This is a genomic window from Gemmata palustris, assembly GCF_017939745.1.
GTDB classification, from domain to species: domain Bacteria; phylum Planctomycetota; class Planctomycetia; order Gemmatales; family Gemmataceae; genus Gemmata; species Gemmata palustris.
In genome coordinates this window covers 6,682,066-6,701,165 of record NZ_JAGKQQ010000001.1, presented here as the reverse complement: position 1 = coordinate 6,701,165, position 19,100 = coordinate 6,682,066, and the positions used below count along the sequence as shown (strand labels likewise).

At 64.7% G+C, this 19,100-nt stretch carries 16 protein-coding genes; 6 read left to right on the top strand and 10 right to left on the bottom strand.

All coding sequences use genetic code 11. The features are described 5' to 3' along the window. Positions 1–119: 119 nt before the first annotated feature. The 3 genes from J8F10_RS27875 to J8F10_RS27865 form a co-directional block, all read right to left on the bottom strand. Entirely contained in the window at positions 120–1,598 is a 1,479-nt protein-coding gene (locus J8F10_RS27875) for an alpha/beta hydrolase-fold protein (protein WP_210659598.1), read from the bottom strand. Between the two features lie 39 nt (positions 1,599–1,637). Then, a complete protein-coding gene (locus tag J8F10_RS27870) occupies positions 1,638–2,300 on the bottom strand; it encodes a YegJ family protein (protein WP_210659595.1) in 663 nt (220 codons plus the stop codon). A gap of 93 nt (positions 2,301–2,393) precedes the next feature. Further along, positions 2,394–4,922 (bottom strand): DUF1549 and DUF1553 domain-containing protein, encoded by a 2,529-nt coding sequence (locus tag J8F10_RS27865; RefSeq protein WP_210659593.1) that lies wholly within the window; start codon positions 4,920–4,922, stop codon positions 2,394–2,396. Positions 4,923–5,337: 415 nt separating this feature from the next. Here J8F10_RS27865 and J8F10_RS27860 point away from each other — a divergent pair, with 415 nt between their 5' ends. Further along, positions 5,338–5,643, top strand: coding sequence for a DUF167 domain-containing protein (locus J8F10_RS27860; RefSeq protein ID WP_210659592.1), 306 nt, complete (start codon positions 5,338–5,340; stop codon positions 5,641–5,643). On the opposite strand, the gene J8F10_RS27855 is transcribed toward J8F10_RS27860, so the two are convergent. After that, positions 5,591–7,075 carry a lipid II flippase MurJ gene (locus J8F10_RS27855; RefSeq protein WP_210659590.1) on the bottom strand — a complete coding sequence of 495 codons (1,485 nt, stop codon included), beginning with the start codon at positions 7,073–7,075 and terminating at the stop codon, positions 5,591–5,593. The genes J8F10_RS27860 and J8F10_RS27855 overlap by 53 nt on opposite strands. A 247-nt stretch (positions 7,076–7,322) precedes the next feature. Continuing rightward, entirely contained in the window at positions 7,323–8,483 is a 1,161-nt protein-coding gene (gene recA, locus J8F10_RS27850; protein WP_246523613.1) for a recombinase RecA, read from the bottom strand. A gap of 292 nt (positions 8,484–8,775) precedes the next feature. Here recA and J8F10_RS27845 point away from each other — a divergent pair, with 292 nt between their 5' ends. Further along, complete coding sequence (locus tag J8F10_RS27845; RefSeq protein WP_210659587.1) at positions 8,776–9,597, top strand: hypothetical protein; 822 nt, start codon at positions 8,776–8,778, stop codon at positions 9,595–9,597. 55 nt (positions 9,598–9,652) lie between these two features. On the opposite strand, the gene J8F10_RS27840 is transcribed toward J8F10_RS27845, so the two are convergent. Continuing rightward, on the bottom strand, positions 9,653–11,305 hold the full coding sequence (locus tag J8F10_RS27840; RefSeq protein ID WP_210659585.1) for a hypothetical protein: 1,653 nt from the start codon (positions 11,303–11,305) through the stop codon (positions 9,653–9,655). After that, a complete protein-coding gene (locus J8F10_RS27835; RefSeq protein WP_210659583.1) occupies positions 11,305–12,042 on the bottom strand; it encodes a glycosyltransferase family 2 protein in 738 nt (245 codons plus the stop codon). The genes J8F10_RS27840 and J8F10_RS27835 overlap by 1 nt, the downstream gene beginning before the upstream one ends. A 267-nt stretch (positions 12,043–12,309) precedes the next feature. Between J8F10_RS27835 and J8F10_RS27830 the strand changes: the two genes are divergently transcribed. Continuing rightward, positions 12,310–13,191 carry a UbiA-like polyprenyltransferase gene (locus J8F10_RS27830; RefSeq protein WP_210659581.1) on the top strand — a complete coding sequence of 294 codons (882 nt, stop codon included), beginning with the start codon at positions 12,310–12,312 and terminating at the stop codon, positions 13,189–13,191. Positions 13,192–13,295: 104 nt separating this feature from the next. Here J8F10_RS27830 and J8F10_RS27825 read toward each other — a convergent pair whose 3' ends face one another. Together J8F10_RS27825 and J8F10_RS27820 are read right to left on the bottom strand one after the other, a co-directional pair. Further along, entirely contained in the window at positions 13,296–14,759 is a 1,464-nt protein-coding gene (locus tag J8F10_RS27825; protein WP_210659579.1) for a serine/threonine-protein kinase, read from the bottom strand. Positions 14,760–14,847: 88 nt separating this feature from the next. Beyond that, the gene (locus tag J8F10_RS27820) at positions 14,848–16,371 is read right to left on the bottom strand and encodes a serine/threonine-protein kinase (protein ID WP_210659578.1); all 1,524 of its coding nucleotides are present in this window, start codon (positions 16,369–16,371) and stop codon (positions 14,848–14,850) included. A 215-nt stretch (positions 16,372–16,586) separates the two neighbouring features. Here J8F10_RS27820 and J8F10_RS27815 point away from each other — a divergent pair, with 215 nt between their 5' ends. After that, complete coding sequence (locus J8F10_RS27815; protein ID WP_210659577.1) at positions 16,587–17,165, top strand: TadE/TadG family type IV pilus assembly protein; 579 nt, start codon at positions 16,587–16,589, stop codon at positions 17,163–17,165. 43 nt (positions 17,166–17,208) lie between these two features. Then, positions 17,209–17,781, top strand: a complete 573-nt coding sequence (locus J8F10_RS27810) for a TadE/TadG family type IV pilus assembly protein (RefSeq protein WP_210659576.1) — start codon at positions 17,209–17,211, stop codon at positions 17,779–17,781. A 107-nt stretch (positions 17,782–17,888) separates the two neighbouring features. Here J8F10_RS27810 and J8F10_RS27805 read toward each other — a convergent pair whose 3' ends face one another. Continuing rightward, positions 17,889–18,350: a hypothetical protein gene (locus J8F10_RS27805; RefSeq protein ID WP_210659575.1), complete on the bottom strand. Its 462-nt coding sequence runs from the start codon at positions 18,348–18,350 to the stop codon at positions 17,889–17,891. 71 nt (positions 18,351–18,421) lie between these two features. Between J8F10_RS27805 and J8F10_RS27800 the strand changes: the two genes are divergently transcribed. Next, entirely contained in the window at positions 18,422–19,069 is a 648-nt protein-coding gene (locus J8F10_RS27800; RefSeq protein WP_210659574.1) for a hypothetical protein, read from the top strand. Positions 19,070–19,100: the final 31 nt, after the last annotated feature.

Genomic DNA, 19,100 nt, shown 5'->3' with positions numbered 1-19,100 from the left:
TTGGGGTCCGGCGGGCACGTAACGGCCGGGTCACGTACCCTCGGATTCTAGTTCACCCCGACCCAACGGCAAAACTCAAATTGGAACGAACGTGCCCGGGGCGATTCGGCGCGCCCGCCCTACCGTCCGGCCCGTTCGCCCTTGCGGTACGCGGCCGCCATCTCCTCGTTCATCCGCTTCCGGAGCGCGGCGTCGACGAGGTTCCCGTGGTTCCGCTTGGGGAACAGTTCCACCACCGCGTCGCTCTTAAGTGCCGCGAGTGACTGCTTGAGCAGGCGCGTGGCGCCGTCGAGGTAGAACGTGTCCTCGTCGCCCATGTAGACGTGAATTTTGCCGCCGAGCTTCGGGCCGAGTGTTTTCCAGTTGCGCTCCAGAACGAGTCGGACGTCGTAGTTCTCCCATGCCCTCGCGACCTTCGGGTCAACGGCGCCCGTCGTGCGGTCCCACAAGTGTAGGGGACGGCCGTCGGCCCCGCCCGGGCTGAAGACCGCTTCAAACGAGCCGAGTTGCCCGCCGCGGGTCATGTACTCTTCCATGTCCGAGAACGGCTTGAAGAACAGCATCGGCTTACCGTTCGTGTGGGCGAGCGGGCGCGGCTTCCCGTCCGCGTCGGTGAAGACGTTCACGCCCTTCGCGTAGACGTCCACGAGCTGGAAGTCGCGGAAATCGACCGGGTCCGGCGCGGTGGACCAGCACCCGGCGAACGTGTCCGGGTACGCGACTTGGAGCCACAAGCTGCTCCACCCGCCCGACGAGTGCCCGGTCGCGAACCGCGTTCCGACCCCGCGATACGTCTTTTCGAGGTGAGGAATCAGTTCCTCCACGAGTGCTCGGCCGACCGGTCCGTTGTTCGCCGAGTCCGCAAACACGTGATGCCCGAGTCGGCAGTTCGGATCGAGGACCACCCAGATCATCTCGGTGCCGTTCACGTCCCACGCCTTGCGCGCCGCCGCACCGAGCGCCCCGAAGTGGTTCCCGCCGAATCCGGGCACTTCGTACACAACCGGGTACTTGCGGTTCGGCTCCTTCGCGAACGACGGCGGGAGCACCACGCCCCCGCGCAGGCTCATCGGCTTGCCGTGAAACTTGCTCAGCAGCTTGCTCTCGATCTCAACGAGCTTGACCGTGTCCGTTTCCTTGAACTCGCGCCCCTTGACCACCTGATCGAGTTTTAGCTCGACGGTGCCGGACGCTTTCGGGTCGAGGTCGAGTTGCACCGTCTTTGCGTACACGTTGCCGGGCGAACCGAGGAAGTCGATCCCGCCCAGATCGCGGTCCATCACGGCACTGACGTAATACTTCCCGGGTTTGAGGTCCGCGAGCGGCGCGGGATAAGCAACGACCTTCGCATCGAGCACGAGCGGTTCGCCGGGCTTCCAGCCCTTCACGTCCTTCGCGAGTCCCGGCTCGGGCTTGAACCAGTTCATGCCCACCGGAGGAGAGGCGGGGTTCGCGCGGAGCGTCACGTACACGCGCCCGGTGAACGGCCCGTCGCACGCGGACTTGTCGAACGTGAGTTTGAATTCCAGCGGTTTCGGATCGGCCCCGGGCGCGTGGTGAGCGAAGGCGAGAAGGGCAACGAACGACAGGGAGCGCATGTCAAGTCTCGGCGCGGGAAGGAACGGTACTCATCTCATCTACTTGCGACTTGTGACCAAGCAGTGGTGGCACTCGCGGGGTGCGTCCGGGTAGCGGAACAGGGGCGCGCCGCAACCAGAGCAATCACAGCGAACGCCACCGCCGGCGCACAACTCGCACGCGCCGGTGCGGTGCGCACGCGCAACCAGATCGGGCATGCCGCACGCGGTACAGACAGGTGCGGCGGCGAGTTCCGCACTCGCACCGTCCTCACCGCGGTGCTGATACCATACGAGCGGCTCCTGGCTCTCAAACCCGGCGCGCTCTGCCGCCGTCACGTGTTTCTTGAGAACGTCTGTGGTGAAGCCGCCGATTCCCCGTCTGCCGAGAACGAGGAACCAGTCGCTCACGTTCGCGATCGGAAAGGTGACTTCTTGGCCCGCGGCCAAGCCGGGCAGGTCGCTCGGGTCACTGGCGAGCGTACCCGTAACGGATCGGCCGTTCGTGAAGATGTCCGTCACGAACATGTGTTCCCCGCGCGTCAGTCGCGCCGGATCGGGAAAAAATGCCTTGATCGCGACTAGCCCGAACGCGGGCACGATTCGGAAGTGTTCGAGTTCCGCATGCCGCGCGAATTCTGGAAATGTGGACTGAGCCGCCATGATCGCGCGGGCCATGTCCGACGACTCCGCTTCGATCCAGACAACCGGCTCATCGGCCATCGGCGGCTTTCACATCAGGTGGCGCGCCATCGGGGCGCGAAACCGATGGCACCGGTTCCGCACTCCGACGGCGCTGGCTACTCGATCCGGCTGTTAATGCCGGAAGAGGAACTCGCGGGTGTTTACGAGCGCCCAGACCAGGTCTTCCCACGCCTTGCGCTTGTCGTCGCGCTTGGCAACGTGGTCCAGCGCGATCTGCTTCTCGTCGGCGAACGGGGCGCGCCCGAGGGCGGCGAAGTACAGTTCGCTCAGGATCTCATCGTCCTTCGTCTTCGCGGCGAGCAACTTACCGAGCCGGTTGTTCGCCCCGCGCACCTTTTCGTTCACGGTCGGGCCGTTAATCAGTTGCAGCGCCTGGGCGAGGTTCCCGTCGCTCTCGCGCTCGCACTCACACGCCAGTTCGCGGGCCGGTTGGCCGAACGCCTTCAAGAACGGGTGGTTCACTTCGCCATCGGGGAGCTGAATCGCCCGCGTGCCGGCGGGCAGGCCCGCGAACTTCTCCGGCATCGCGGTGAAGTCGCAGATCGCGTCCAGCAGTTGTTCGGCCGTGAGCAACTTCGTGACTGCGTGCGAGAAATACTTGCCGTCGTCGCGGTTCGAGTCGTTCGGCTGCGCGGAGAGCTGGTATGTCCGCGACTTCATGATGGTCTTGACTAGCACTTTCATATCGAACTTGTTCTTGGCGAAGTCCTTCGCCAGTGCATCGAGTAATTCGTCGTTGCACGACGGGTTGGAGTCGCGGAAGTCGTCCACCGGGTCCACGATCCCTTTACCCATCAAGTGGAACCACACGCGGTTCGCCACCGACTTGCCGAAGAACGCGTTCTCCGAAGAAGTGAGCCACACGGCCAGCACCGCGCGCCGGTCCTCGCCCGGCTTCACGTCCGCGTCGCCCGTGCCGATGTAGCGCGGCTTCATCTGCTTGCCGGTGCGCGGTTGATTCACCTCGCCGTCGCGCGCGGTGAAGATCACTTCCGCGGTTACTGCACCACCCGGCGGCTTGGCACCGATGGTCGGTTCCGGCTTGGTCCGCACGCGGGCGAACCACGCGGCCATGCCGTAGTAGTCGTCCTGGCTCCAGCGCTCGAACGGGTGGTTGTGGCACTTGGCGCACTGCATCCGCACGCCGAGGAACAGTTGCGCGGTGGTCTCCGCGAGCGCGGTCGGGTCTTTCGCAATGCGGTAGTAGTTCGCGGGCGGGTTCGAGTACGAGTTCCCGTTGGCGGTGATGACCTCCTGCACGATCTTGTCCATCGGCGTGTTCTTCAGGAAGTGCCCGCGGAGCCACGCCTGCATCCCGTAGCTGCCCTTCACCTGAATCGTCTTGCGGCTGCTGCGGAGCACGTCGGCCCACTTGAGTGCCCAGAAATCCGCGAACTCCGGCGTGTCAACGAGCGCATCAATGAGCTTGTCGCGCTTCTTCGCGTCCTTGTCGGCGAGGAAGGCTTTCGCCTCGTCGGTGGTGGGCATCCGACCGATGCAGTCGAGGTACGCCCGGCGCACGAACTCGTGCTCCTCGCTCAACTCGGAGGGCGCGATGCTCATCTGCTTGAGCTTGGCGAACGTGTGCGTATCGACGAAGTTCGTTTCGGGCGGGTTGGGCCACACGAACCCGTCGCGGGGTTCGAGATAGGTGATGCGCACCGCGACCAGTTCTTCGAGGTACCGGCACAGGATCGCGACCTCGCCCGAGCGCTTGAACTCGACCATCCCGGTCGGCGTGACGTCCGCAATGGACGGGTCGCTGCTGCTGAAGTTCGTGAGCCGGGTCACGTCGCGCTTGGAATCATCGGCGAACGTGACAACGACGCCCAGTTGCTGCCACTTGCTCGGCGCTTTCAGCAGGCGCGCCGGCGGGGTGACTTCGATCTTCTTCACGGCCGGCAATGTCGGCGCGTCGTCCTTCAACCCTTCCGCGAGCCACGCCGTTACCACTTCGCCCGGCACGCTCGTGGCGCCGAACCGTTGACCGCCCTCGTGCGGAACGCGGCCCACGCCCTTGAGCAACAGGAGGCTCTGTTCCGGGTCGTGCTTCCCGGTGCGGCGCCCGAACTGTTCGCGCGTGAGTTGCAGGAAGTCCGCGGCCGGGTCGAACCCGCGGAGCGAGAGCTTGAAGCCGTTCTTGCCGCTCGGCGTGCCGTGACACGCGCCCATGTTGCACCCGCCCACGTTCATCGCGGCGATCACGTCGCGGCGGAAGCTGACCGGGACGGCCTTCTCCATTCCCGTAACGGTCACCGCCACGCGGACCTCTTTGCCGCTCGCGTTGACGGTAACGGTCGCCGAACCGTTCTTCTTCGGGCGCAGGTACCCGCCCTCTTGTAGTTCGACCACATCGGCCGGCTCGACCTTCAGTTCAACGACACCGGTCAAGTCGCGCACCGACCCGTCACCGTACTTGCCGCTGACGACGAGCTGGCGGGCGTCGCGCACGCCGTTGAGCGCCACAGTCTGCGGGAACGCCTCGACGGTCGCGGGTTGCCCGATGACGGCCTTTCGCTCCTCGGCTTCAACTGGCGGGGCCGCGAACACGGGCGCGGCGGTCGCGAGCGCGAATGCCAATCCGAACCCCCGCGCGCAAGCGGAGAGCGTAAATCGCGTTCGAGCGAGATCGAGTTGCATGGCGTAGTCCTCGCGAGTGCGGCGAGCCGGACCATCAGCGCCCGGTGGGGTGGGTGAGGTAGAACGCGGACTGCGGTAGGCTGGTGCAGGTGTGAACAGCCATTAGCATAAACCGGCCGGCGCCGCCGGGCGAGAGGAAAACAGAGAACCTCTTTCCGCCCTCGCGCCCGTGCTTTGCTCCGGCCCAGCGGCCGCAGGGTCGATCAGCGCGTTCTCAAATATTGAGGGCACGAATCGGTTCCGCGCATGCTCCCCGCGAAACACCGCGGGGCGGGCCGAAGCTTGGTTCGCTCGGAATAGAACTCGTATTGTGCCCATGAGATAGGGTGAGCCGCGCGAACCGACTATCGGCTTCGCGCCAATACACCGGCCGGGCACCCACTCGATTCCGTTTTCATCCGTGGAGACGTGCGAAATGTCACCGGCAGTTTCGCCACACGCGGAAGGTGCGGCACTCGCGGTTCGCGTGCAGCCAAAAGCGAAGCGGAACGCGGTGCTCGGCGAGCGCGCCGGCGCGCTGAGGGTATCGGTGACCGCGCCGCCCGAAGACGGGCGCGCGAACGATGCGGTACTCGCACTGCTCCGCGAGCACTTCAAACTTCAGCGGTCGCAACTTGCCCTGTTGAGCGGTCAGACGAACCGAAACAAAGTGATTCTCGTTCGCGGGGTCACGCCTCAGCAGTTATCCGCCCTGATTGAGTCACAGGCGTCGCCCGAGTGATTCCGGTACGAATGAGCATGATCCGCGGGGCGAGTTCGATTGCTGCAACACCAAGTACGAACGGCACCAACCCGATTCCTACACCGAATGCGATCGCGAACCATTCCGCTTCGACCGGCGCGACGAAACTCCACACCATTGCGGGAATAGCTGTCACGCACACGGGCTTCAGCCAACCCACGCGCAGGTAGTGCCACACTCCCACCTCCAGCATGCGGCAGGCGTAAGCAATCACGAACAGACAGAACAGCACGTTCGGCACGGCCACGGCGATGGCAACACCCACCGGACCCAACGGCCCTACGAGCGCGAGGCTGAGCGCGAGGTTCACCACCGCTTCGACGAGCGCGAGCCGGGCGAAGAGTTTCAGCTTTCCCATCCCGTACAGGATGCGCGACGCGACCGATTGCGCGACACCGATGGTGAGCGTCGCGGAGAGAATAGCCATCGCGGGATAGCACCACTCGGCGTACTGCGAGTTGCCCATCCAGCGCGCGAGAAACGGCGCACCGAAGAACAGTAAACCGAGGTGAATCGGGAGCACGAGGTACAATACCCAGCGCGTACCTTCGAGCAGCACCCGGCGCACGCCGTCGAAATCACCGACGGCCTCGCGCTCGCTCACCGCGGGGGTCAGAGTCGTGGTCGCAGCGCGGAGCAGGTTCTTCGCCATATCCACAAGCCGCATCGCGATCGCATAATGCCCGGCGGCAGCGGCCGTAACGAATCCGCCCACAACAATCGTTCCCGTTTGCCCCGTGATGCGCCCCGCGATCATCGCGAGGAACGCATCAATGCTGTAGCCCCGCACTTCCTTCAGCGTGGGCCGATCGATGAGTTTGTGCGAAAGCCTCAGACCCGGCAGGAAACGAAAGCACGCCAGCGCCATAAGTGCGTGTTCGAGCAAGTTTGCCGCGGTGAACACGAGCGCCAAGGAGAGCAACCCCGGCCGTGTTTCCATCACCCAAACAATGCCAGCAACACGAAGTGCAAGACACACGAGCCGACCCGCGCTCTTCGTACCGAACCGCTGAAGGCCATCAAGAATCGTGGGGAACACGCTCAACGGAAGGGTAAAAGCGAGGTTCGCGAGCATGAGCAGCATAAAGGGCAGTACGTCCCCGGCTTCGTTGAGCTCTCGTTCCAGGCCGGGAGCAACGAACGGTACGAGCGCGCCACCCAACAGCATCACACCCGCGCCGGCGAGCACGAACAGCCCGAAGCACGCGGACACGAGCTTACTGAGTTCGTTGCGATCACCGGTCGGGTGTAATTTCGCCACGAATCGCACGAGGCACGCCGCGATGCCGAGATCAAAGAGCGTGAAATACGCGAGAACGGATTCGACGACGCACCACACGCCGTAACGCGCCCCCCCAAGTGATTGCACGAGATACGGCGCGAGAAAGAAACTGACCACGAGCGCCGCCACGAATGCCGCCCAGTTGGTTGCGGCGCCAATGAGAAGGGAACGGTTCGCAGATCGTGATTCAGACAACGCAGCGGCCTCCGTGCCGGTTGAGCGGAACCCGGAGGCTAACACAGCGAAGGGAAGTGAGTCGAGGGCAACCCGAATGGTGAACCCCGCCCGCAAGGGCGGTGGGTAGCACTCAGGCGCGGCTTATTTTCGCCACACTGACTCGCCACCCACCGCCCTTGCGGGCGGGGTTCACCGGGCATCACTCCGCGGACTTACCGCGCTTCTTCTTGACCGGCATTTCGACCTCTTCGCCCAGCGCCGCGAGCGCGGCGGCGGCCTCGGCCTCTTCCTGAGCGGCGGTCGCCTCAAGTGCTGCCGCGTCCACAACTTTCGGCGTCCGCTTCACCTTGACCGCGGCCACGATTTCGTCGCGCACCGCGTGGTTCTCGCGCAGGAACTCGACCGCGTTCTTCATCCCCTGGCCGAGCCGCTGTTCCTTGTACGAGAAGTGCGCGCCGCTCTTCTCGATGACCTCGTCCTCGAGCGCGAGCTTGATGACGTCGCCCTCGAAGTCGATGCCGCGGTCGTGGAGCAACTCGAACTCCGCGTTGCGGAACGGCGGGGCGATCTTGTTCTTCACCACGCGCACGCGGGTCTCCGCACCGATCGTGTCTTCGCCGTCCTTCACGTGCGTGACGCGCTTCACTTCCATCCGCACGCTCGCGTAGAACTTGAGCGCCAGCCCGCCGGTCGTGGTGTTCGGGTCGCCGTACATCACGCCGATCTTCTGCCGGATCTGGTTGATGAACACCAGGCAGGTGCGGCTCTTGTTGATCTGCGGCGTGAGGATACGCATCGCCTGGCTCATGAGCCGGGCCTGGAGCCCGACCTTCGTGTCGCCGATCTCACTGTCCTGGATTTCGTTCTTGGGAACGAGAGCGGCGACCGAGTCCACGACGATGATGTCCACCGCGTTCGACTTGATGAGCATCTCGGCGATCCGCAGACCTTCTTCGCCGTACCCGGGCTGCGAGACGAGCAGGTTGTCCAAATCCACGCCCAGGCGCTTCGCCCAGCTCGGGTCGAGGGCGTGTTCCGCGTCGATGAACGCGGCCACCCCGCCGGCCTTCTGCGCCTGCGCGATCGTGTGGAGCGCGATGGTCGTTTTGCCGCTGGCTTCCGCCCCGTAGATCTCCACCACGCGCCCGCGCGGAAGGCCCTTGCCGCCGAGGGCCAAGTCCAGGCTCAGCGCGCCCGTCGAGATGCAGTCGATGTCCATCCCGTTCATGTCGCCGAGCGACATGATGGACCCTTTTCCGAACTCTTTCTCGATCGCCGCGAGTGCGGTTTTTAGCTCCTTGCTGTCCCGGCCCTCGTGCTTGTCCTTCGGCCTCTCCAGTTTGTCGCCCTTTTCAGCCATGACTTGTTCCCAGTGTGTTGTGTTGGTGTGGGTTAGTCGTTACGGGGTGGAGTCTACCCGCGCGCGGGCGGTTAATGAAGGTCAGCAGCACGAACGCTCCTCCCAAATCGCGCGACCCGCACCCCGGACGGGCGGCCGGCGCGCCACTGGACACGTGGTACGCACCACAAACTCGCACCTCCAAATGAAACTTACTCTAACTCCGGGCGCCCGAGAGCCTTGACGACGGCGACGCGGGCTGTCACGCTGAAATGTAGTTGGGCACGAAGTACCGGTTTCGGAGGGAGCGGCGATGATTGTCCGGCGCGCGATCGCGGTGGCGGGGTTGCTTACGGTAGCAGGGGCCGCGGTGCGGGCACAGGAGCCGCAATCGGCACTCGTGCCGGCGCTCAGTTCGGCGGCGCAGCCGGCGGGTCGTGCCCCGACGAACTCGAACGTGGTTCCGTCCACGTTCCGCGCGCAACTCGTTGTGGACAACCGGTTCTCGCCGAAAATCGCGGCGCCGAAAGGCGAAGCCGTCAAGGACGAGGACCGCGACCCGCGGGACCGCACCGGCAAGATGCACTGCCTCGTGTGCGAACACGGGCTCTCCCCGGTGGTCGCGATCTTCGTGCGGGCCGACACCGCGGGTCTCAAGGACACCGACGGGTTGAGCAAACTCTTCCGCAAACTCGACGCGGACACCAAAGATCCCAACAAACCGCGCGAGGGCCTGATCTCGAAATACCAGGCCGACAAGTTGGCCGCGTTCGGGATGTTCTTGAAACTCGAGGGTGGCACGAAGGCCGTGACCGTGAAAGGTGCGGACGGGTCGGACGAGAAGGTTGCAGTCGACTTGGAGTACCCGCACGACGAGAAGCGCGACGAGAAGCGCGAGGAAGTGGAGCGGTACGCCGGCATCGTAAAAGCCGACAAGGTGCCCTTCGGCCTGGCCGCGGACAAGTCTGCGGCACTCACCGCGTTCGCGGTCGGTGACGCCCCCGTTACCATTATCATCTACAATCGCATGCGCATCGCGCAGCGATGGGAACTGAAATTGGACGAACTGACCGACGAGAAAGTTACCGCGATCGCGGCTGCGATCGAAGACATGGTTCGCAATAAGAAACAATAGCGAACCGCACGGGCATCAAACACGGCCCGGCACCCCTGCGCCGGGCCGTGTTGTTTTACTCGCTCGCTCGCACGCGCATATCTTCGAGAAACGGCCGCAGAGTTTCTTCGGGGTACAGCACCCACGGGTAATCGCGGCGCTGAAGGATCGCGTTCGCGTCCACTTCGCTCTGCACCCGAGCCAGTTCCGCTTCAGCCCGCGGTACCTGTTCGGCAACAAACGGACGCAACTGCTCTTTAACGCGCTGGATCGCGCGGAACCACTCCCGGCGCGCGGCGTGGGCACCTTGGGGTGGCTCGTGCGCGGCGAGGTGCTCTTGCTCGGCGATTAGCGCCCGCACAACGGGATTCGCGCGCGGCTCCGCTCCCAGATGCCGGTGCGGGCTCCATTGCAGCTCGCGGACACGGCTCTGCGCGCCTCGCAGATCGCCCGCGGTCGAAGTGAACGCGGGCAGCGGAAGGTGCAACGTCGCGGAGAGCACTTGGTACGCGGGCGGTTCGATCCCGAAGTAGTCACGGATAATGGCATCGGTCACTTCGTCGTACTTTCCGCCGCCGATCCCGTGGATGAAGAAGTCACCGAGGCACACCCGAGCGAACAGCGTGAGCGTGAGTGCCCGCGGACGGATTTCACGGTACACGGACACGTACCGAGCGAACGCATCGAGTTCACCCGGAAGGGGCCATCTCTCGAAGGGATCCTCCTCTAGCCGCCAAATGAACTCTCGGCCGGTGGCGCGGATCATCGGTTTCCTGCGCCGCTTATGAAAGCAATCGATGTAGCTCCAAAAGGGAACCTCACCCCACCCCTCGCGCTCCACCAAGTCGGGAACGGGGTGATTCGCGCTTCGGATTCCGTTCGCCTTCCGATACTCTGCGACCGCGGCGTTGTACACTTCGCGAAAGCGCGGCAAATCGTTCCAGATGTGCCAAACGAAACGCGCGAACGCTTCCGTTTGCGATAACTGACTCACGGGCAGTTCGAGGTTATTACAGCCCCACGCGCGCTCGCGGTCCCGGCGCAGCGCAGTAAAGATGTCGCGCACCTTTCTGGTGCACGGGGCCGCTTCACTCCTCGTTCCGGTTAACGCACTCGGCCAATGTTTCGCCAGTAGGGGGGTGTATCCCCAATTCGCGTAGAGAGGGGCGGCACGATCCGGAAGGGAATCGAACAGTTGAGGATCAGAAACCTGGCGCCCCTCGTAAGCGAGTTCCCTGCCGTTGGGGTTGGTGTCGAACGCGAGCGTTTCGAGTCGCACCGAGTCCGGGTCACGGCCATTGAAGACCGGAAGGCGGAAGGCGGGGGTTTTGAGTGTGTCGTTATCGACGATGAGGTTGAGTGGTGTACCGCCCAACTTTTGCGCAAGCCCGTTCAGTGCGAAGTTCTTCACCCACACGCCGGGGTGGGTCAATTCCGGCTGGTGCCCCGCGAGAAGGAGCGGCGCTTCAGGCGACGCGCCAGCGTGATTCGGTAGAGATTCCCAAAATCTTTCCTTCTCACCGAGCAGCTCACGCCGACCGTTCGCCAAGTCCAGTGCTTCGCGCCGAACCATCGCGCGAAAGTCGCGGAGCGGAAGCCCTCCGACAAATACGTCTGCGCGGTCGAGTCGCTTACGGTTCGCTTCGACCAGTCCCGGGATCACGTCAAACGTGGGTTCGGCCAGCACCGCGCCGTTTGCCGCCGGTGCGCGATACTGGTGCGGGGGCATTAGCACGACCCCGGACACGGACAGTAGGACGCAGCGCGGACCGCGGGCAGCACGTCGCTCTCGGCCGCGGCGAGAACGCCGCGATAGTACGCGAGCCGCTGCTCGGGGTCGTTCATCACGCCGCCGAACGCACGGTTGGGGTCCAAATACAGGCGCGGGACGCCGATCTCTTTCACCCGAAGCTGCTGTCGCGCGGCCTGTACCCACAGTTGCAGAGGCATCCCCCATCCGCGTTCGGTGATCTGAATTTTCTGAAGCGCTTCGCGCCGGTACGCCTTGAACCCGCAGAACGCATCCGTGAGATCCAGACCGTACCGCTGGTTGATCTCCCGCGTGATGGTCGCGTTGATGAACCGGCGGTCGGACGGCGCGGGGGTATCCTGGCGGAAGTCGCGGAAGTACCGCGAGCCGGACACGATGTCGCAATCGTGAATGGCTTCGAGCAGCACCGGGATGCGTTCCGGTTGGTGCTGACCGTCACAGTCCATCGTCACGAGCACATCGAAGTTGTGTTCGAGCGCGAACGCGAACGCCGAAATGAGCGCGGCCCCGTACCCGCGATTGATCGGGTGATCGATCCGCCGAAGTCCGGGCTCGGTGTCGAGCAGGGCGCCGGTGCCGTCAGTAGAACCGTCGTTCACAACGAGGATATTCGGGCTGTACCGCCGCACTTCGGACAGTACGCCGCGCACGTGGCGCGCCTCATTGTAAACGGGAATCGCGGTGAGAACACGCATGACGAGTCTTTCGTGTCGCAGTGCGGAACGGGCTGCCGCATTGTACTCGCACACCACATACCAAAACAAACCGCCAGAAGTGACCGATCTTTCAGAACTACGGGTGCGCAAGGTGGTTAATGTCACAGCCGGAATTCAGCACGAATACGGTCGCGCGGCCCCAGTGTACCGCGTGCGCGGGTTGTGTGAAACGGGTCGCGGCGGTTAACTCCACAGAGGTTCGTAAACTACAACGAACCCGATCCGCCGCGACCACGGTTCCTTCCCATGCCCACGGTTGTCCACAAGCTGCTGGAGCTGATCCGCTTCAGCCACACGATATTCGCGCTGCCGTTCGCCATCCTCGCGGCGGCTCTCGCGTGGAAGGACGAGCCGTTCCGCTGGCAAGACCTCCTCGGCATCCTGCTCTGCATGGTGTTCGCACGCAGCGCGGCGATGGCGTTCAACCGGATCGTTGATCGCCGCATTGATGCCGCCAACCCGCGCACCGCGGGGAGACACTTACCGGCCGGAACGCTCCGGGTCGGTACGGTGTGGGCGTTCACGCTGGTGTGCTGCCTGGGGTTCGTGGCGTCCACGCTGCTCTTTTACGCGCGCGAGCCCGAAAACCCGTGGCCGCTGTACTGCAGCACTCCGGTACTGCTGTTCGTACTGGGATACTCGCTCGCGAAGCGGTTCACGAGCCTCGCGCACTTCTGGCTCGGTGGCGCGCTCATGCTCGCTCCCGTCGCGGCGTGGGTCGCGGTGAAGGGGCTGACCGAAATGACGGTCCCACTCCTACTCGGCAGCGCGGTCGCGTTTTGGGTGGCCGGGTTCGATATCCTCTACGCCTGCCAGGACGCGAAGTTCGACGCGGACGCGGGCCTGCACAGCGTGCCCGCACGGTTCGGCGTGCCCAAAAGTCTGCGCATCGCGGCTCTGTGTCACGCGGTAATGTTCGGGCTGCTCGTGGGGTTGTACTTCGCCTCGCCGCACCTGGACTGGGTGTTCCTCGCGGGCCTAATCGCGGTCGGCGTGCTGCTCGTATACGAACACAGCCTAGTGCGCGCGGACGATCTCACGCGCGTGAACCGCGCGTTCTTTCACGTCAACGGCGTGATTAGTTTGGGGCTACTCGCGGTGGTGCTGGTGCAGTTAGCGGTCAAGTAGTTTCGGAGTTCCAACAGTTCCACGTTCCAGAGTTCCAAGTTAAAAACTGCTCGACCCTTCTCGTCGCCGTAGGAACTCCGAAACGTGGAACTCTGGAACTGGCGCTACTTGCCCAGCAAGAGAATCACGATCCCCAGGAGCGCGAGAACGAGAGCGATCGAGAGCACGATGAGCAGCGTCGTTGTGCGTGCGGGTTGAGGGGCGGCTGGCACCGGGTCGAGGTCCGGCCGGTACTGGGGATCCGTGTCGTCGCCGTTCGCAGACGCGGTCGGCTCATTAAAAGGTGAGTTCCGGATCGCCGAGCCCGGCGCGGGGACCGCGACCTTCCCCGCATCGGACCCGCTACCGTCGCCGCGCTCTTTGCGCATCGCGGCCGACGACCCGCCGGTCCCCGTGCGCATCGCGGCGACAACGATCTGAGATCTGGACCCGTGACCCGAAGACGCGCGCGGGGACGAGCCGGGCGCCCCGCGGGCCATTGCGACCCGCGCCGGGGCTTCGGGCATCCACTCCGGGTTCGGCGGCGGGATGTCCTCGGTATCGAACGGGGCCAGCGCTTCAAACACTTCCGCAACCGATGAGAACCGGTCCGCCGGGCGCTTTTGCAGCATCCGGTGAATCACCGCGGCCAGTTCCGGCGGCACGTCCGGCCGCAGGCGCGCGATCGGGACCGGCTCTTTAATCTGCTGCCACACGAGCTTCTGCGCGGTCCGCCCTTCCGGGAACAGCGGGCGCCCGGCGAGCAGGAAGTATAGCGTCGCGCCGAGCGAATAAATGTCCGCCCGCACGTCCACCTTCGAGCTGTCTACCGCCTGCTCGGGCGCGACGTAATCGGCGGTCCCCAGGATGTTCTTGTTGTCGAGCTGCTGGGTGAGCATCGTGCCCGCGTCGGCCTCGGACCGCACCAGCCCCAGGTCGAGAATTTTCACGACCCCGGTCCGGTCGAGCAACAGGTTCGCCGGCTTGATGTCGCGGTGAACGAATCCCATTTCGTGCGCGTTCTGGAGTCCGAACGCGACCTGCCGGGCGTAGTGACACGCGGTGGCCACGTCGAGCGGCGCCACCTGCGTTACGAGCGCCTGAAGGCTCAGCCCCTCCACGTACTCCATCACCAGATAAAGGATCTTCCCTTCCTGGCACAGATCGAAGACGCGGACGATATTCGGGTGGTCGAGGGTGCCGGCGGCGCGGGCCTCGCGGAAGAACCGCTCGCGGGCCACCGGGTCGTTCTCGAACGCGCGCGGGTCGAGCACCTTCAGCGCGACGAGACGCCGCATGTGGGCGTGCTCGGCGAGGTACACCTGCCCCATCCCGCCGGCCCCGAGCTGATCCAGGATGAGGTAGCTGCCGAGCAGGAACCCCTTGTACTTCCCGGCGGCCAGCTTGTCGGCGTGGAAGCGGGTAATCATCCCCGCGTTCACGAGCCGATCGAGTACCGCGGTTGTTGTGAGGGGGGTGCTACTGGACGTTTGCAGTCCCGCGAGGAACCCTTCCAGACGATCCGCCGGGACCAGCCCGCTCTTGCGGAGCCGGTCGAGCAGTTCGTTAACGGTGGCGGGCGCGGGCATACTGACCCGAGAGAGTGGGGCGGTTTAAATAATTATAGGGAATAGTGTAGCACACCACAGGGCCGGGAAGCTACGCCCGTTATGAGGCTCACTGCCCCGCGAGCGCAATCAGCGCCGCGGCACCGGCGATCACGGCCGCGAGGGCCACAACCAATCCGACCACCCCGACCACGCGGGACAGTGGGTGCGGAGGTGCGGAACGCGGAGATTCGGGTAAGCGGACGGGGAGAGTCAGAGGCGGCTCGACCGGTTCCGGCGCGCCAATCGGCGCCGCGCGGGCGGGAGCGAGCGGCGAGGTGAACCCGGGCGTCGTCCCCTGTTCGTCGGGCAAGGGCAAGAGTGAAGGTACAAGCGGTGGTGGTGTCGGTTCGACAGGTCCGACGGGTGACACGCTTGCCGTGTCACCAGCCTGCGTATCGGCACCGGGCGCGCTGATCCCGTCCCCGGCCGGGGCCAGAGTGATTCCGGCCGGCGTACCGCGTGCGTTCGTCTTGATGATTCGCAGCGTGTCGGGGAGCGCGGGCTCCGGGTCGGTCGGTGAGCGATCGTGGGCCGTACTGTCTCGCGTGAGGCGGAACAGTCGACCGGGGAATTCTGGTCCCGGCACTGCCCACGGGTGGAGCGCGGCGATCACCGCAGCCGGCGTCGGGCACCGGTCGGCGCGGTCGCGGGCCATGAGGTGGTGAATCGTCAGGGCGAACTCGACTGGTAGATCGGGGCGCAACTGCTGGAGCGGGTGCGGGTCGCTGGTCTGCTTGGCCCGCAGCTTCCACGCCAGGTCTTTGCCGGGGTAAGGCGGGTGCCCGGTCAGCAGGAAGTACAACGTACAGCCCAGCGCGTAGATATCAGCACGGATGTCCACTTCCGAACTGTCCACCGCCTGTTCTGGGGCGAGGTAGTCGAGCGTCCCGAGAATCACCTCGTTGCCGTTCACCCGCGAGTTCGTGTCGTCCTGGGTGAACCGGGCGATTCCCAGGTCCAATATCTTTACCGCCCCGCGCCGGTCCACCAACAGGTTGGCGGGCTTGATGTCCCGGTGGACCAGCCCCACGGACGCGGCCCGGGCCAGCCCGTCGGCCACCTGCACGGCGACGGCCGCGACCTCGCCCGCGGCGAACGTGCCGCCCCGGGCGACGGCCTCCTGCAAACTCACCCCGTCCACGTGCTCCATGACGAGGAACGGCGGGTCGTGTGCCATGTCCACGTCGAACACGGCCACGATGTTCGGGTGGTCGAGGGTCGCGGCCGCGCGCGCCTCGCGGAAGAACCGCTTCCGGGCACCGGGATCGGCACGCAGCGCGGCCGAGAGCACCTTTACCGCGACCCGCTTGCCGAGAACCGCGTGCTCGGCCAGGAACACGGCCCCCATGCCCCCGCGCCCGAGCCGGTCCAGCGCGCGGTAGTTGCCCAACCACAGCGCCGCACTGTTCCCGAGCGCGACCTCGCCGGCCTGGAACTCCGTGAGCAGCCCCCCGGCCACCAGGCGCGCGAGCACCGCCGGCACGTCGGGCGCCGAACAGCGATCCTCAAACGCCGACAGCCGGGCCGACTCAACGAGCCGGTCGCGGCGGAGGGCGTCGAACACATCCTGTACTGTCTGCGGCCGGGTCATGGGTGCTCGGCTCGTCGGGAATTACTGCAGGATAGAACAAGATCCCGGACCCGACTTTTCCGACCGGATCGGTTGCCCGGCCGGGGGCGTGTTCTATGGTTGCGCGGTCCCTACGCTCGGCGGGGCCAGAAGCCGTAATTTCGAGCGTGAGTGTTCCAGCGGCCGGCTCGCGGGCCGCACCCGGTGCCGGCTGTTCCTATCCAACGGGGTGATTGATGCGCCGATCGCATGGGCCGGCCCGCCGCGGCGTCGCCGCCGTCGAACTCGCCTTCGTGTTCCTGCTGTTCGTGATCCCGCTGATGATCGGCATCTGGGAAGTCGGGCGCATGGTGCAGGTGCAGCAGATCGTGAGCAACGCGACCCGCGAGGGCGCGCGCCTGTCCGCCCAGGCGTACACGATCAACAGTTCCGGCAGCCCGACCCAAATCAAGGTGACCAGCGGCACGGTGAACGTTAAGGATGCGGTGTACGACTACATGTACGCCGCCGGGCTGACGAACCTCCAGCCGACCGACGTGACCGTGACGTTCGGGTTCACGACGCCCCGCACCACCGACTACGTCCCGCTCTCGACCGACCCGGTCGGCACCAGTTACCCGGCCGGCAGTTACCCGACGGACCCGTGCTACGGGGAAAAGGGGATGATGTTCACCGTCACGGTCAGCATCCCCTGGAGCCGGGTGCGGTGGATCAACATGGGCCTGATTAACCCGACGACCGTGACGTTCACGGTCACCTGGCAAATGCTGACCGACGACCGGTTCCAGGTGAACACCGCCCTGCCCACTTGGTAGCGCCCGAAAACCCTGTATCGCCGCACCGAACACGGACGCACACATGCTCGTAACCCGACTCCGCCGAAAGCACCGTCGCGGGATGACCGTCGTCGAGTCGGCGCTGGTCCTGTCGGTCTTCATGCTGCTCTTGTTCGGCATGTTTGAGTATTGCCGGTTCCTCATGGTGCTGCACATCAGCAACAACGCGGCGCGCGACGGCGCGCGGTACGCCGTGGTGAACCTGGACAAACCCTCGACGTTCGACGACACCGACTACACGGATGCGTCGGGCACGATCTACCTGTCCATTCAGAACTACACCACGGCCCGAATGGGCGGCATGCAGAAGAACATTGAGGGGTTCCAGGTCGCCGCCTACGCGGTCGATCAGTCGGGGCTGGCACTCAGTCCACCGGTCGTGCGCCCGAAGGCCAAGTCCACCGCGCCCGCCGGGACGTACCCGAACCCGTTTAACGCCTCCGACCCTTATGCGGTACCGTGGAACACCGCGGTCTTTACCGAGAAAATCGCCGTGACGATCGACGGCAATTATCGCCCGCTCTTACCCACGCTCATGCTCATGCCCACGCTGATATCCGTGAAAACGACGGCGATCATGGGAAGCGAAGGCTAGTCAAAGGCAAAAGTGAAAAGGAAAAAGGTAAAACGAAAGCGGTAAGACCAAAGTAAGTGAGGCAGAACGAAAAGCGGATTTGGTTCCGTGCTTCTCGTTTTGCCTTTTTACTTTTGCCTTTTTCCTTCCAAGTCGAGGCTTTCCGTCACGAATGGCGGTTTTCCAGACCGCGCCCGCAGTCGGTTCACACCGCCCAAGATCACACGGCGCGTCACGAGCCACTTCTGGAAGTGGTGCTTCCCCGGGAAGTCGATCAGCATCACGCCCATCAGAATCGTGAGCAGCCCCTGACCGGGAACGCCGGGCAGCGAGAGCACCGCGCCCAAAGCGATCAAGAAGTACCCGATCGCGTTCCGCATCAAAACGAAGAGCCACTTCAGGATCGGGTGCCGGTCGATCGGGCGCCGGGCGTCCGGGTTCACGAAGTAGTCGGCCGGTAAGCGCGCGAGGATGTACCCGACGGCGAACAGGCTGACCGTCGCCATCCCCACCGCCAACCCGACGCTCAGCGCGATCAGGTGCCACGCGGCCCAGCCGTCGGGCAATCGGCTCGATAACCATTCTGGCATGGAAGTGTCTCCGTTCGCCGCCCGTTCGTATTCTACCCGCGTGCGATCCGAACCGCGGGGACTATCCGAAGATGACGCCCGAAACGGAAATTATCGCGTGCCCGGCGTGCAAGCACTTGGTGCGGGTGCCGCTGGACTGGCTCGGCACACAGGTCCAGTGCCCGGAGTGCAAGGCCATGTTCCGCGCACCGGTGCGCGCGGACGGCAAGCTCACGGGCGCCGAACTGCTCTCGCGCCCGGCCACCACCGCGGATGCACCGAAAGCCCGTCCGCGCGCGGACGTCATGCTCATGCTCCCGGCGTTCGGGCTGCTCCTGTGCGGCGTGATGGGCGTGCTCGTGAACGCCTGGCTGCTCGTTCTGGTGGCGGACCCGGTTAAAGGGAAAGAGTGGGCGGGCAAGCAGGTCGACACGCTGCGCAAGATGGGCATCGGTGCGGGCGAACCGCCCGAGAAACAAGCCGACAACGACGCACAAGAAACCGAGCGCCTGCTCCGTCAGTTTCAGTGGATCTTGCCCGCATCGCTCGTGGCGAGCGGCGTGGTGTTCCTGGGCGGGTTGTCGATCGTGCTGCGGCGCAACTACCGGCTCGCACAGGTGGCGTGCGTACTCGCTGCGCTCAATTTCGCCCACTTGTGTTGTGTGCCCGGGGCGATCGCGGGATTGTGGGGCTTACTGATGCTCGGGTCGGCCGAGGGGCGCGAACACTTCCAGAAGTAACACGGCGGCCGCGGATCTGATATCATGTCTG

What these genes read in the sequence shown, in the direction of transcription:
- J8F10_RS27875 (WP_210659598.1), bottom strand. Translation starts at nt 1,598, where the DNA reads ATGCGCTCCCTGTCGTTCGTTGCCCTTCTCGCCTTCGCTCACCACGCG.
- J8F10_RS27870 (WP_210659595.1), bottom strand. Translation starts at nt 2,300, where the DNA reads ATGGCCGATGAGCCGGTTGTCTGGATCGAAGCGGAGTCGTCGGACATG.
- J8F10_RS27865 (WP_210659593.1), bottom strand. Translation starts at nt 4,922, where the DNA reads ATGCAACTCGATCTCGCTCGAACGCGATTTACGCTCTCCGCTTGCGCG.
- J8F10_RS27860 (WP_210659592.1), top strand. Translation starts at nt 5,338, where the DNA reads ATGTCACCGGCAGTTTCGCCACACGCGGAAGGTGCGGCACTCGCGGTT.
- recA (WP_246523613.1), bottom strand. Translation starts at nt 8,483, where the DNA reads ATGGCTGAAAAGGGCGACAAACTGGAGAGGCCGAAGGACAAGCACGAG.
- J8F10_RS27845 (WP_210659587.1), top strand. Translation starts at nt 8,776, where the DNA reads ATGATTGTCCGGCGCGCGATCGCGGTGGCGGGGTTGCTTACGGTAGCA.
- J8F10_RS27840 (WP_210659585.1), bottom strand. Translation starts at nt 11,305, where the DNA reads ATGCCCCCGCACCAGTATCGCGCACCGGCGGCAAACGGCGCGGTGCTG.
- J8F10_RS27835 (WP_210659583.1), bottom strand. Translation starts at nt 12,042, where the DNA reads ATGCGTGTTCTCACCGCGATTCCCGTTTACAATGAGGCGCGCCACGTG.
- J8F10_RS27830 (WP_210659581.1), top strand. Translation starts at nt 12,310, where the DNA reads ATGCCCACGGTTGTCCACAAGCTGCTGGAGCTGATCCGCTTCAGCCAC.
- J8F10_RS27825 (WP_210659579.1), bottom strand. Translation starts at nt 14,759, where the DNA reads ATGCCCGCGCCCGCCACCGTTAACGAACTGCTCGACCGGCTCCGCAAG.
- J8F10_RS27820 (WP_210659578.1), bottom strand. Translation starts at nt 16,371, where the DNA reads ATGACCCGGCCGCAGACAGTACAGGATGTGTTCGACGCCCTCCGCCGC.
- J8F10_RS27815 (WP_210659577.1), top strand. Translation starts at nt 16,587, where the DNA reads ATGCGCCGATCGCATGGGCCGGCCCGCCGCGGCGTCGCCGCCGTCGAA.
- J8F10_RS27810 (WP_210659576.1), top strand. Translation starts at nt 17,209, where the DNA reads ATGCTCGTAACCCGACTCCGCCGAAAGCACCGTCGCGGGATGACCGTC.
- J8F10_RS27805 (WP_210659575.1), bottom strand. Translation starts at nt 18,350, where the DNA reads ATGCCAGAATGGTTATCGAGCCGATTGCCCGACGGCTGGGCCGCGTGG.
- J8F10_RS27800 (WP_210659574.1), top strand. Translation starts at nt 18,422, where the DNA reads ATGACGCCCGAAACGGAAATTATCGCGTGCCCGGCGTGCAAGCACTTG.